This is a genomic window from Thioclava arctica (assembly GCF_040892615.1).
GTDB classification, from domain to species: Bacteria; Pseudomonadota; Alphaproteobacteria; order Rhodobacterales; family Rhodobacteraceae; genus Thioclava; species Thioclava arctica.
This window is the reverse complement of sequence record NZ_JBFRYC010000014.1, coordinates 31,563-44,735: the sequence shown is the minus strand read 5'-3', so window position 1 is coordinate 44,735 and position 13,173 is coordinate 31,563. Positions and strand designations below refer to the sequence as shown.

Genomic DNA, 13,173 nt, shown 5'->3' with positions numbered 1-13,173 from the left:
CTAGTAAGATACAACCAAGGGTTGCTTTTTGCCGCTGAGAGGTGGGATTTCCTGGAACGGCGGAGACGGGTGGAGCGGGTCGTCGCCAAACCGCATCGGCGACGCTCATCTTGCTCTTGAAGCGTTCAATGGCGAGCCAGATTGAACGGCGCTCTCAATGCTCATGAGGCCTTTTTGGCCTATAATTTCTTCGCGTTCGTCCGCCAAAGTGGTCTTCGACAGGCCGCGCCGATCCAGTCAACCAAGAGATCGGTCCAGTTGCGCCTAGAAGTAGGTTTGCGCTTTCTCACGTATCTCGTTTTGTGTTATTTCGGCCACTATCTTGTTCTCGTGGGGAAATCGCCCATAGGTTGCAGTACGGAGGACCAAATGGCGATCCTCCCCAAACCTAAGGGCATGCGGATGCTGAATTTTCTCAGCAAGATACCGGCAGAGATTCTGATGAAGATGACGAGATTTAACGAACCCCAGATCCTTGCGATCCTGCATCAGGCGGAAGGCGCCGTGCCGGTGGCTGAATTGTGCCGCGAACGCGGCATGAGCACTGGGTCGTTTTACAAATGGCGTTTGAAGTGCGGTGCGATGCCCTCTCGGGCTTTTGCTTTGAAAAAGCCTGCCGGGTAAGTTCTAAGACCATGCTCCGTTTAAAACGGGAGGATCACCCAGTGACGCCGCACTCCTCATGAGGTCCCTCCAGATCGCGATAGAAAACGGCGTAGCGAACATGGAGAATACGCCTATCCCAGCAAGCGAAGCGCCGGGGGCGTCCGGTCCGCGCATTTGGAGGCGAACCGCGCCTCGACATTGCCAATTGCCTGCTTGATTGCCATTTCGGCGCGATCAATTGCGCGGGCTTGGGGGTGAACCGACGCACCCACCGAAACATCGAACGCGATCCCAAGATCCGCCCCGAGCTTTGAGAGCTTGTGGTTCAGCATGCGTCCGGTCTCTTGCTCGAAATCGAGCGAAGCGATGTCTCGGGTCTGGCTGGTGACCGTCACGAACGTCCCATTGCCGGAATATGCCATGATGAAACCGTTCGACGCAAAAACTTCGGCGGTTTCGGAGAGAAGCGACATGAACTGCGCCGAGGATGATTTCTGATAGATCAGATCGAGTTGGTCGATCTTGAAGGCCGTCACGCGCGCTTGCGTGGTGGCCGAGACCGACATTTGCCGCAGGTGGTTTTGCAGGGACTGGTGGTCGATAAGGTTCGGCAGGGCGCCATGAACAAGCGTGTCGTAAAGCCCAGCTTTGCCCTTGCTGCCCTGGCGGGAAATGCCGTGGGCTTGCGCGGCCAACTGGTCGTTGCGACGCAAAGTGCAGTGTTTATGTGCAGATTTGAGCCGGTCTTCGAAGGCCGCGATCTCGAAGGGTTTGGTCAGGAAATCGGTTGCGCCCGCCTTGTAGGCGCGACCGAGGCTCTCGATGTCGCGCATGCCGGTCAGCATGATGATCGGGGCGTCGCTATAGGCGGAATTCGTGCGAACACGCGCGCACAGTTCGATCCCGTCCATGCCCGGCATCCGGATATCAAGCAGCAGGCAGTCGAAGGGGGCCGGGCTTGCGGCGATCAGATCAAGCGCCTCTTCGGCGCTCGAAGCTACGGTGATATCCGCAAAGCCAGCCTTGCCTGCGATGACGGGCACGAAATCAAGAATGAAGGGGTCGTCGTCGACGGCCAGAATGCGAATCGCGTCATTGGTACCAAGCCCGTTCATCGGGTCGGTCCCGGTGATCTCGGTGGCTTCCGACGCCGCCTGTTTCGCGTTTCTGCCCAGACCGAATCGGCGCATCACGCTATCAGTCACGAAGAATAGCAGCGCTGCGCTGAGCACAGCGGATGAACCGATCAACATGTAGATGCCAATGGCCGACAGGAAAGAATATCCACGCGCCAATGCTACGAAGAAAGCAATGAGCCCCGCAGCAACGCCAGCAATAATATAGCCCAAAATCAATTTCCTGCTCCTACCATCGACTTCACTGCCTCTAGTCTCTCGCTGCGGTGCAGAACGCGGCACTTTCACTTGCGCCATTCTTGTTTTCAGCCCTGCCCACAAGATTTTGGTAGGGTCGAAATGTGTTCGAAATTGGGCAAAAGGCTTGCAACTCTTGCGTGCGGAGTTATTTTTTCGCATGTGTTGCCATTTTCGGCAAAGCACAGCACGGCGATGAGGCTGTGCCACCGGATTAATGCGCTGGTCGACACAATTCTGCAAATGCGCCACGAATTGACCACATTCGTGGAGCAAAAACACCTCAAGGTTTTAGAGGACATCTTTGATCCACCCTTGTATTGATCGGGTCAAAGCTGAGCGAAAGGTTCAGGCATGCAGATCCTGGTTGTAGACGACGAGCCACTCTTCCTGCGGCTGCTTAGTGCGCAACTGAAAGATCTTGGCTATTGCGACGTCAATACGGCAGGCTCCGGACGTGAGGCGCTTGCGCGTCTTAAGTCGCCACGCGCGCGCTACGATTTGATCATGCTGGATATTCGGATGCCCGAAATGGATGGCGTTACATTGTGCCGCCATATTCGAACCCTTCCAGCTTATCGCGAGACGCCGATCGTCATGGTTACGGCGATGTCGGATAAATCCTTTATCGACGATGCCTTTGCTGCCGGCGCGCTGGATTATATCACCAAGCCGCTTGACCGGGTCGAACTCAAGGCGCGCCTTGGAATGGTCGCGCGCTTGCGGATGCAGGAAAAGGCCGCTGCCGCCGCGAGTGCGTCGCTGTCGTCCTATGCGATCGCTCCGCCCTTTGCCTTCGACGATCCAATTACCCTGCCCAATGTCGATCGCCTTCTAAGTCCGACCGCTTTGGAGAACTACCTGCTGACGCTGGGCCTGGGGCGTATGCATGGCCTGCGCGCCTGTGCCGTGGCTATCGAAAACGCCGATCAGATATTTATGACGAAAACTCCTGGCAATTTCGTGGACATGATTGGCGATGTTGCCACAATCGTTCAGGACTGCCTGAAGACCGAAGATGCCATGATATCCTACACGGGCGGTGGCATATTCTCTTGCGTCTTGCGCGGGGAGAACGGCTATGACGCGGAATTAATGACAGCGACTGCGAATTTCAGCATGAGCGATTTCGAACCGATCTATAGCGATGCAAACATGTCCCTGCCTGTCATCCGATTTGGTACCCTCGCGCGCATGCCGTCGCTGGCCATCGGGCGGCCGACGCGTCTGTTGCAATTGGCCAAGATGCAGATCTATCCTGCCGAATCCCATTCGCCGTTGAAAGACCGGCTGAAGCGCCGGCTCATTGGCAGCCTGTGACGGGAGAGGAGACATGATGGCTATCTCGCAAGCAGACGATTCCTCCGAAAACACCGGCATCGATTTGGTGATTGCGCGTATCCGTAAGGACTTCATCGCGAGGCTCATAGAGCGCAGTCTCATGCTGGAATCCCTCAAGGCAGAGGTGACGTCATCTCAACAGCCAGAGCGCGCGATCTCCGCGATAGGGGAGATGGCCCACAAAATGGCCGGTGTCGCCGCGACCTTGGGGCTTCAACGGCTTGGCAAGTTGTCGATGCAGCTCGACGATCTCATCGGATCGGCGCGCTCCAGCGGACAGGCCGCGTCACAGACATGGCTCATTGCCGAAGGCGCCGTCGAGGATCTGCTCGACGAGATGGAAGCGCTGCTGGATCAATCCGAAAGCTGAGCTGAGGCGCTCTTTCAGGCCTCATCCAGCAGTGCCGCCGCGGCACGACAAACCTGTTTTGCTGAAATAGGTTTGGCGATGGTCACGTCGAACCCGGCTTCGATATATTCGCTGATCTGGTAGGGCATGACATTCGCCGTCACTGCGATTGCATTCGTGTAGGGCCGGCCGCTGCTGGCTTCGGCCTCGCGGATTGTCTGAAGCGCCGTTTTCCCATCCATGACCGGCATGGCGATATCCAGAAGCAGAAGATCGAAATCCTCCTGTTCCCACGCCTGAACCGCCTCCAACCCGTTCACCGTCACGACACTGGTTGCGCCCAGCTGGTGAACGAGATGCTCCAGAACGGTGCAGTTGGTCGGGTTGTCATCCGCGATGAGAATATGGCGCCCCTTGAGGCACAGATCAGACGTTTCAACCTGCTTCGGCGGTACGGGCAGGGCATCATCAACCGGGAGCGGCAGCGCCACCGTGATCTTCGTTCCAGCCCCGACTTCGGACTGGACGGTGATTGTCCCGTGCATCATCTCCACCAAGCTCTTGGTGATCGACATGCCCAGACCCGTGCCGCCAAAGCGGCGCGTGATCGAGGGATCCGCCTGCGTGAAATCGTCGTGGATCTCGGAGATATGTTTCTCGTTCATCCCGATGCCGGTATCGGAAACTTCGATGACGAATGGACGGCCCGGTCTCCCTTTCAGGCTGACGCTCACTTCTCCCTTGTCGGTGAATTTGATCGCATTGCTGATCAGGTTGTTCATAATCTGTCGTATGCGATGGCAATCCCCGATGCGGGGTTTCTGCGCTCCCATGGCAATGCTGACTTCGAAATCAAGGCCTTTTTCGTCGGCGCGCAATTGATGCAGTTCTTCGACACGTGTCGCAAGTTCCGTGGGATCGAACGAGAGGAGCTCCAACTCAAGTTTACGCGCCTCGATCTTGGACATGTCCAGAATGTCGTTGAGAATGTTGAGCAGAGATTCCCCGGAATTCCGAATGGTTCGGATCATCTTTTTCTTGGTGGGGTCCGTCAGCGTATTGTCCAGAACTTCGGCCATCCCAAGCACGCCGTTCAACGGCGTCCTGATTTCATGGCTCATATTCGCTAGGAAAAGGGTCTTGGATTTGCTGGCTTCTTCGGCCTTCAACTTAGCACGATAGAGCTGCGTCACATCCGACCCGACGCCCCTGTAGCCCTGAAACTCTCCGTCAGCGTTGAAGACAGGCGCGCCGTTAAACCGCAGCCAACGCGGTTCTCCATGTGCCTCGGAGTAGAATCCGGAAACGAAATCGCGAAATGGTTTGTGGTCTTCCATCTTCGCCAGCAAGCCATCCCAATCTGCGCTTGCACGCAAGCCTGGACGATCCGCAAGCCATTCCGTCAAGGTGCTGCCCAGCAGCTCGGTCTTGTTCTCGCCTGACATTTCACGAAACTTGCGGTGCGACAGGAATTGAAAGCGCATCTCGCTGTCCTGTTCCCAAAACAAATCGTCACTGACCGCCGCGATATCTGCCAGGCGTTTTTCAGCCGTGTTACGATCATTGAAGGCGCGTTCCAGCTCGGATTTGGCGGCCTGAAGCGCTTCTTCGCGGGCCTTCTGTTCGCTGATATCTATCTGGATCCCTGCGATATACGCCGCGCGCCCGTCGCGGTCCCGTGATACGACCCTCGCCCGATCGAGCAACCAGACCCAATTCCCATCCAGATGGCGCATCCGGTATTCTGCGAGGAGAGAATCCGTTTCTCCCTCGAGGCTACGCTTCGCCTCCTCTTCGACAGCGTCGATATCGTCTGGATGCACAAGAGCGCGCCAGGAATTGTATGTGATCGGACCAATTTCGTCAGATGAATATCCAAGCATTTGAACCCATTGCTGGTTTCCTGTTTGAGTGTCGGCAATCAGGTCCCAGTCCCATGTCCCGATATGCGCCCCCTCGAGAAGGTCCAACAAACGACCTTCGGCCAGCTTGAGGTCTGAAATTTCCAGAAGAACCCCCGACATGACCGCAGGGGCTCCGTTAGAGTCAAAAGCGGCCACGCGCCCTTGGGATTTCACCCACACCAGACGGCCGCTTTTGTGGAACATTTGTATTTCGGCTTCGAATGAATCGGTCTCGCCCAGCAGAACCTTTTCCGACGTTTTCTTTAGTTCTTTGAGAGAATCCGGATGCACGAGACTTTGAAACCGATCGAAAGTCATCGAGCCGAGCTCATTGATTGTATAGCCCAACATCTCCGCCCAACGCGCGTTGATCTTGTGTTGGCCCGTGGACATTGTCCATTCCCAAGTGCCAAGCCCCGCGCCGTCGATCGCAGCCTGCATGCGCGCCTTTTCGATCGGACAACCACCGATATCTGCGCATTGAATGAGTGTCGTCCCGCTGGGCAGCAATCTGATCTTGAGGTCAAGGATGCGTCCATCCGAAATCATGACCCTCTTGTCGTTCGCGTTACTGGGTTCGGGCGCCCCTCTACCCGGAAAGACCAGTTCCAACCTGAGTTTTTCGATCGTCTTCTTTAAGGCATCCAAGGTCTTCAAAGACCCTTCATATTCCTTGAAGAAACGCCTGAAGGGGCCATTGCGAAAGCTGATCTGCCCGCTCGCATCGAAGAAGGCGATGCCCATTTCAACCATATCGGCAGCTTCGACGAGGTCGCTTCGCAAAGAAACTCCACCCAGCGGGGCGCGCCGCAAGACACTGCTGATTGCAAGAAGAACCTTGACGATTTCGTCGTTTCGGATGGCGTCTCGTCGAGCAACGTGTTCACCCATATCAAAGGTCAGAACCACGCAAACATTTCCTGCCACATCTTTCGCCGCCAAGCTTTGAACTGCGGCGGTTTCGTCGCACGCGTCACAGGAATCGGGACTGCTTTGCAACGATAATTTGGCGGTCAAACGGTGGTCTTTTAGCGCGGCCCCATGGGGGGCTTCGTTGCCCAGATGCTGGACCAACTCAAGCTCTTCGCGGGGCGATACGGAAAAGAGGCAAATGGAATCAGCGCCGACTTCACGCTTCAGCAGGCTCAGAACAGTTTCAAGACCTGAGCGGATTTCATGATCCGCCAAAGCTGCGAGCGTTGTTAATGCTTGGGTGAGGATCGAGCTCTCCGGCTCTCCAGCTTGGCCCGTTTGTGTCGCTTCGCTGGCTACCACTTTTGTCTCTTGCCGCATTTGATCTCACCATTTTTCGCTGTTCGGCGCTTGTTTTAGATCGAATATAGAGCGGCAGTCCCCCGAACAGTCCAGCCCCTGAGCGATTCTTCCAGACATTGCTGAATGATGTGACTAAAACAACCCAGAGGAGATTTGCAGATCGGTCGCTCCCGGTAATTAAATGTTCGTTAAAAGCAATTTGATCGTATCGATTAGTTCATTTTGCCGAAGGGGTTTGGAAAGATGAATATTTCTGGAGCTACCTGCGGACGCATCTTTTGTTTGCGTTGTATCGGCGCTGAGGCGGATGACAGGGGTATGAGCGTTGATTGATCCGCTGGCTTGCAGGTGCCGAATGATACGATCACCGGTTATGAAGGGCATATTCTGATCGAAGATCATCAGTTCATACAGGTTGACCGTTGCCGTTTCCAACGCGGCGCGCCCGTCTTTGACAACCATCAGCTCAAGTGTGGGGAGAGCCGACAGATAGGCAAGAATAACCTGTATGTTCGTCTCGTCATCTTCGGCCAGAAGAACCCGGGTGGTCTGACTTGTATTTGGTTTAATCATTGCTGCCTCTCAAGCAGGCCACGTTTGCGCCACGTCAGGCCTGAGTGCTCTGCTTATCGTTAAGAAAAGGCTAAAAATGGACGTTTTCTAAGCAAGACCTGTTCAACTGTGGCCTAAATCTGCCGGTCGGTAGCCGCGCAAACCAATTGTCGCTGTGGTGGCGCTTATCCAGCCTAAGTCTTTTGTGCACATTTAAAGTGCTCATGACATAATTCATTGTGCGTCGTTTTCGCTAAATGTTTGATGCTGCATACTATACATGAAAACGAGGTGAGAATGCAGCGAAAACTGTATGCGGATTGTGCACGAAGTGCGATTTCCCGTATATTGTGTTGAGCGCCATAGGTTTGTCAATATATTGTGCGACCTTGGGGCGGGTAGGAGAGTTGAGCACCGGTACACGGGCTTGCAAGCCGCCTGCGAGCATTGAAGGCATTCAGTTCTTCTGTAGGCTCCAGCATCTAAGGGCTATGCGATATCGATGGCATGCGGTCGCCGGTTGATTATGAAATCAAACAAAGAAAAATGAACGCGGCGGGTGTCTAGGGTCTGGACTCATTGAGGTTCAAAGCCAGTAGATGACGGTTGCCGCGAGGGCGATGGCCGAGAGGAAGACTTTTGGGCATCTGTCGTATCGGGTTGCGACGCGCCGCCAGTCCTTGAGCCGACCGAACATGATCTCGATGCGGTTGCGTCGTTTGTAGCGGCGCTTGTCGTATTTCACGGGCGTATTGCGTTGCTTTCGGCCAGGGATACAGGCGCGTATCCATTTGTTTTTTAACGATTTGTTGAACCAATCGGCGTCATATCCGCGATCTCCGAGTAACCAATCCACGTTCGGCAGGCTGCTGAGCAATGCCCGCGCTCCGATATAGTCACTGACCCGCTGCCCGGCAGGCGATGCAAGCATCGCCGAGAGGGGGCCCTGCGGTCACGAACAGGTTGAGCGGGCCCCCCTGGCTGTCACAGATGGCATGCAGTTTGGTCCCTCTCGGGCCATTGCTGCGCAATGCCCTGCTGGGCAGTGGTTCATCCCGTCCTTGGTTCGGCCAATCAGACGGCCACGCCCCCCTTTTTCACACCCATACTGGTCGCTGTTCGGTGGGCCTTGAGGTAGGTCGCGTCAATCATGACGGTCTTCTCTTCGCGGTGCTCCGCTGCGAGGCCGGCCATGATCCGGGCAAAAACGCCCTTTTCACTCCATCGCTTCCAGCGGTTATAAAACGCCCTTTTCACTCCATCGCTTCCAGCGGTTATATAGCGTCTTGTGCGGGCCATATTCCGCAGGCGCATCTCGCCAACGTAACCCATTGCGATTGATGAAGATAATTCCACTCAATACTCTGCGGTCATCGACCCGTGGCTTGCCATGGGGCTTGGGGAAGCAGGGCTCAAGACGCGCCAGCTGCGCATCGCTCAACCAGAAAAGATCAGATACGGCACTGCTCCGTTTGCGGCGTCGTGAATCACGCAGCGAGCCTGAAATCAATGGGTCCAGACCCTAGCCAAATGCGTCGAGGATCTCCCGACGCATGCGTTTTTCTGGGCGTTCACGGTCTTGTTATCGCGGCTGGTGAAATTATCGGGGGTCAGCGTCGAATATAGTTTCAGCGATCGACGGGAAAGCTGTCGTCGCGGACCCCTCAAAAAGGCAGGAGATTCATAATGTCCGGTGCAATCGGTTCAATTCTTTCTAACAGCGGCGCGCTGACCGCGCTGAACGGCATTTCCGCCGCTCAGCAATCCAATGACAGCTACGAGCAACAGCTCTCGAGCGGTCAGAAGCTCAACAGCCCCGCCGACAACCCGGCGGGTTTCATCACCGCACAGGGCTTTACCAGCCAGATCAACGGTGTGAGCCAGGCCAGCAGCAACGCCAACGAAGGCATCTCGCTGTTGCAAACGGCGCAGGGGGCGGTGCAACAGCAGCTCAACGTGGCGCAAAAGCTGAACTCGATCGCGGTGCAGGCTGCCAACGGCACCCAGACGCCGGAAGAGGCGCAATCGCTGCAAGGCGTTGTCTCGCAGTTGACCGGGCAGGTGAGCACGATCGCCAACCAGACCCAGTTCAACAATATCAGCCTGCTCGACGGCAGCTTCTCGGGGGTGCAGTTCCAGGTTGGCGCGAATGAGGGCCAGACGCTGAGCCTCTCGATCGGCAGCACCTCGGCTGACAAGATCGGCATGAACACGCTCGATGCTTCGGCAACGATGTACAATTCCGGCAGCTCCGCCGCTGTCACGGCGAACGGCGCGGCGTTTACGGCCGGTTCGCTGACGATCCAGGGCGGCAATGGCCACGCCGACGTGGCAGTGGCTGTGGACGAGTCTGCGGCCAGCATCGCAGACAGCATCAACCAGCACACCAACCAGACCGGTGTGACCGCGCAGGCGCGCACCGAGCTGGACCTCACGGCCTCGGGGACTGCCTTCAACTTCACGCTGGGCAACGGCGGCAGCGGATCCCACGCGACCAACACGGTCAATATCTCGGCCACCAGCAAGTCGGGCCTCGTGGATGCGATCAACGGTCATACCAGCACGACCGGGATCACGGCCAAGCAGGACACTGCTGGCAACCTCGTGCTGACCCAGGGCGACGGGAAAAACATCTCGATCACCAATGTGACGTCCGGTGTGCTCAAGAACGGCTCGGTGACGGGCTCCGCGAGCGGCACCGATCTCGTCGCGCAGGGCAAGGTCTCGTTCCAGTCCGATGCTGCCTTCAACGTGAAGAATGCTGGCAATATCGGCTTGCAGGCACAGTCCAACCTCAAGAGCCTGTCCGCGATCGACGTTTCCACCACCAAGGGCGCCAACGAGGCGATCAATGTGGTGAAATACGCGATCCAGGGGCTGAACAACCTTGGCGGCCAGCTTGGCGCGACGCAGCAGCGGATGCAGGCCACGCTGAACAACCTGACGACCACGCAGAGCAATCTGCAAAACGGCCTCTCGACCGTGCAGGATGCCAACATCCCCGAGGTCACGCAGAAACTGACGCAAAGCCAGATCCAGGCCCAGGCCGGTGTCTCGGCGCTCAAGTCGAGCAGCCGTCTGCAGCAGTCCTATCTCTCGCTGCTGCCGTAAGCAGAGCCACCCAAACCGGGGCCCGGCGGAGAAGATTTCGCCGGGCCTGATACCCTTTGACACATGCAAGCGGGCACCGTTCGAAACCGGGCGGCATGCGGGAGAACGAAGTTGAGCAATTCGATATCGAACAGCCTATTCTCGTCGGCCCAGGTGAACTCGATCGTGAGCCGACTTCAGTCGCGCATTCAGGCGCCGATGAAGCTGGAGCAATATGAAATCACGACCGACAAAACGCAGATTTCGGCGCTGGGACAGGTGCGTGGCGCGCTTTCCTCGCTCAACGGCGCGCTTGGCGATCTGACCGACCCGGCATCGCTTAGCGCGATGAAGGCGAGCACCAGCGCAAGCTCTGTCGCCACCGCGACGGCCGCAGACAGCGCAGCGAGCGGCGCCTACACGCTCTCCAATATTCAACTCGCCCAGAGTCAGGAAATCTACTCGGCCTCTTATGCGTCTGCGAGCGCCGCCGTCGGTGCGGGCTCGGGCACGCTGACCTTCCAGTTCGGCAGCGGCGGTTCGGCCTCGGTCTCCATCGCCTCATCGGCGGACACGGTGAGCGGTGTTGCGGACGCGATCAACGCGGCGAATACCGGCGTCACCGCCACTGTCGTCAATACCGCCTCTGGGGTCCGGCTGGCACTGCAGGGTGCCGAGCCCGGCTCTGGCAAGTCCTTTTCGGTCAGTGGTTCGGGCGCGGTGGCGGGGCTCTCCTATGGCAGCGGCTCGGCCACGATGTCGCTTGGCCAGTCTGCCCGCAACGCCACGTTCACGCTGAATGGCGTGCCCGTCTCCGAGACTTCAAATGACAGCGTGTCGCTGGTGAAGGGGTTGAGCGTCGATCTCGTGGCCTCCGGCTCGACCAAGATCTCGGTCGACAAATCCCATAGCTCGCTCTCCTCCGCGCTCTCGAGCTTTACCAACAAGCTCAACGATGCTGTGGACGTGATCGCCACCCAGACCGCCTACCAGCCCGGCTCCTCGGCCTCCGCTGGCAGCACCGGCAAGCAGGCGAAATCCGGCCCGTTGCTTGGCAACGTGCAGGTCCAGCAGCTCAAGCAGGATCTGCTTTCGGCGATCTCCTCGGCGGCGAGCGGCGGGCTATCGTCCAACGCGCTTGGCTTTTCGATCTCCTCGAGCGGTGCGCTCTCCTTCGACGCTGCGACTTTCGACACGCTCTACGGCTCGAATCCTACGGGGGCCGACTCCCTCATCAAGTCAATCGAGACCCATGTCGGCTCCATCCTCACCGGCGCGATCGGCACCTCGGTCGATTCCGGGTCGGCCAGCGCGGCGGGGCTTGGGATTGGGAGCGGCTTCATCGGGGCCGCGACGTCTGATCTCAAAACGAACATCTCTTCGCTTCAGGACCAGATCAAGATGCAGACCAAGATCGGGAATGAGCAGATCGCCAATCTCGAGGCGCAGTTCACCTCTGCGATTAGCCAGTCCAACACCGCTTCCACCACCCTTTCCTATCTCTCGCTCCTGAACGGATCGAGCAGCAGCAGTTGAGTATGATCATGTCTGAAACCGCCGCCCTCTACAGAAACGCCGCCATGATGTCCGAGGAGCCCACGATGCAGACGCTCGTGACGGGGCTTCGCGGGCTGCGCACCTATCTCGCTCGGGCCGCGCGTGCGCTTGAGCTGGACAACAACGCCGCCAAGATCGCAGCCGTCACGCGCGCCACCGAGCTTTTGACCTTCATGCAGGGCATCACGCAGCCGGAGGGTGAGGGATCGCTGGGAGCGACGCTTTCTGGACTCTATACCGGCTTTCACCTAGGGATGACGCGGGCCCACGCGGCGAATGATGTCGCCGAATTCCGCGCGATCGCAACGCAGATCGCGCAGCTCGAGGACGAACTCAAGAAACTGGCGGACTGAGAATGATCAAGATTTCCGGCGCAACCAGCGGATCCATTCCGCTTGACCAATCGACTTCCGCGGTCGGGCCTGCCGCAGAACCTGCCGCGCCCGAGGCCGGTGAAGGAACCAACCCCGTCCAGTCTGGGGAAACTGTCTCGCTTTCCGAGCGCGCCACCGATGCCGCGGCGCTTTACAAAGGGGTGGCCGCAGCCGATCGCCCCGAGGGCGACCCCCAGATCCAGCAACTCATGCAATCGGTGGCGGAGGGGAGCTATCGCCCCGACTCGTCCAAGGTTGCCAAGGCGCTGCTCTCTTTCGAGCGGCTGGTCGCGCGGAAGCTTGGTAGTGACTGACCCGAGCGATAAGAGAGATTTCGCTGCGGCGCTCAGGGAGGCGCTCGATTCTGTGCGCAGCCTGCGCGGCGAGGCCGAACGTCTTTCGTCCAGCCTCGAAAGCGAGCGCCCGGCGACGATCCGCACCACGAGCCGGTCCTTCGAGAGCAGCGCAGAGTCTGCCCGCTCGGTCTTCGAGCGCCTGCTTGGGGTGTTACGCGACGCAAACCACCACACGCTCGAATCCGCCTACCACGCGCTTGTGGAGGCCCCCGGCCGCGAAGAAGAGGCGGCCCGGATGCAGGAGCTGATCCATGAATACAAGCGCACCCGCGCGATCATCTCCAAATCCGAACGCCAAATCAGCGACGCGCTGCTCGAAATCACCGATCAGCGCCGGGGTGAAGACCCAGAGGATGACAGTTCGGGCCTGCACGCCGAGGCGTGACCCGGTTCGGA

Annotated in this window: 10 protein-coding genes and 2 pseudogenes; 8 read left to right on the top strand and 4 right to left on the bottom strand. The window is 57.9% G+C overall.

From position 1 onward, the window contains the following. Positions 1-441: 441 nt before the first annotated feature. Positions 442-585: pseudogene (locus AB4874_RS17000) on the top strand (transposase); the annotation flags it as partial. Between the two features lie 152 nt (positions 586-737). Here the strand turns inward: AB4874_RS17000 and AB4874_RS16995 are convergent. Further along, positions 738-1,955 carry a response regulator gene (locus tag AB4874_RS16995; protein WP_368392870.1) on the bottom strand — a complete coding sequence of 406 codons (1,218 nt, stop codon included), beginning with the start codon at positions 1,953-1,955 and terminating at the stop codon, positions 738-740. A gap of 378 nt (positions 1,956-2,333) precedes the next feature. On the opposite strand from AB4874_RS16995, the gene AB4874_RS16990 reads away from it, so the two are divergent. Both AB4874_RS16990 and AB4874_RS16985 read left to right on the top strand, forming a co-directional pair. Beyond that, positions 2,334-3,299 (top strand): response regulator, encoded by a 966-nt coding sequence (locus tag AB4874_RS16990; protein WP_368392869.1) that lies wholly within the window; start codon positions 2,334-2,336, stop codon positions 3,297-3,299. A gap of 13 nt (positions 3,300-3,312) precedes the next feature. Beyond that, positions 3,313-3,690 (top strand): Hpt domain-containing protein, encoded by a 378-nt coding sequence (locus AB4874_RS16985; RefSeq protein WP_368392868.1) that lies wholly within the window; start codon positions 3,313-3,315, stop codon positions 3,688-3,690. A 14-nt stretch (positions 3,691-3,704) separates the two neighbouring features. Here AB4874_RS16985 and AB4874_RS16980 read toward each other — a convergent pair whose 3' ends face one another. From AB4874_RS16980 to AB4874_RS16970, 3 genes and pseudogenes are all read right to left on the bottom strand, one after another. Then, positions 3,705-6,848 (bottom strand): PAS domain-containing protein, encoded by a 3,144-nt coding sequence (locus AB4874_RS16980; protein WP_368392867.1) that lies wholly within the window; start codon positions 6,846-6,848, stop codon positions 3,705-3,707. A 177-nt stretch (positions 6,849-7,025) separates the two neighbouring features. Next, positions 7,026-7,421, bottom strand: a complete 396-nt coding sequence (locus tag AB4874_RS16975) for a response regulator (protein WP_368392866.1) — start codon at positions 7,419-7,421, stop codon at positions 7,026-7,028. Between the two features lie 565 nt (positions 7,422-7,986). After that, a pseudogene (locus AB4874_RS16970) lies at positions 7,987-8,895 on the bottom strand (IS5 family transposase). A gap of 191 nt (positions 8,896-9,086) precedes the next feature. Here AB4874_RS16970 and AB4874_RS16965 point away from each other — a divergent pair. The 5 genes from AB4874_RS16965 (at position 9,087) to AB4874_RS16945 (ending at position 13,162) form a co-directional block, all read left to right on the top strand. Beyond that, a complete protein-coding gene (locus AB4874_RS16965; protein ID WP_368392865.1) occupies positions 9,087-10,511 on the top strand; it encodes a flagellin N-terminal helical domain-containing protein in 1,425 nt (474 codons plus the stop codon). Positions 10,512-10,622: 111 nt separating this feature from the next. Beyond that, positions 10,623-12,026, top strand: coding sequence for a flagellar filament capping protein FliD (gene fliD, locus AB4874_RS16960; RefSeq protein WP_368392864.1), 1,404 nt, complete (start codon positions 10,623-10,625; stop codon positions 12,024-12,026). A 2-nt stretch (positions 12,027-12,028) separates the two neighbouring features. Next, positions 12,029-12,400: a flagellar protein FliS gene (locus tag AB4874_RS16955; protein WP_295529843.1), complete on the top strand. Its 372-nt coding sequence runs from the start codon at positions 12,029-12,031 to the stop codon at positions 12,398-12,400. Positions 12,401-12,402: 2 nt separating this feature from the next. After that, positions 12,403-12,735 carry a flagellar biosynthesis anti-sigma factor FlgM gene (locus AB4874_RS16950; RefSeq protein ID WP_368392863.1) on the top strand — a complete coding sequence of 111 codons (333 nt, stop codon included), beginning with the start codon at positions 12,403-12,405 and terminating at the stop codon, positions 12,733-12,735. Beyond that, entirely contained in the window at positions 12,728-13,162 is a 435-nt protein-coding gene (locus AB4874_RS16945; protein WP_368392862.1) for a hypothetical protein, read from the top strand. Before AB4874_RS16950 ends, AB4874_RS16945 begins: the two co-directional genes overlap by 8 nt. The last annotated feature ends 11 nt before the right edge of the window (positions 13,163-13,173 follow it).

Coding starts and splice junctions, on each gene's coding strand:
- AB4874_RS16990 (WP_368392869.1), top strand. CDS start 2,334: ATGCAGATCCTGGTTGTAGACGACGAGCCACTCTTCCTGCGGCTGCTT.
- AB4874_RS16985 (WP_368392868.1), top strand. CDS start 3,313: ATGATGGCTATCTCGCAAGCAGACGATTCCTCCGAAAACACCGGCATC.
- AB4874_RS16975 (WP_368392866.1), bottom strand. CDS start 7,421: ATGATTAAACCAAATACAAGTCAGACCACCCGGGTTCTTCTGGCCGAA.
- AB4874_RS16965 (WP_368392865.1), top strand. CDS start 9,087: ATGTCCGGTGCAATCGGTTCAATTCTTTCTAACAGCGGCGCGCTGACC.
- AB4874_RS16955 (WP_295529843.1), top strand. CDS start 12,029: ATGATCATGTCTGAAACCGCCGCCCTCTACAGAAACGCCGCCATGATG.
- AB4874_RS16950 (WP_368392863.1), top strand. CDS start 12,403: ATGATCAAGATTTCCGGCGCAACCAGCGGATCCATTCCGCTTGACCAA.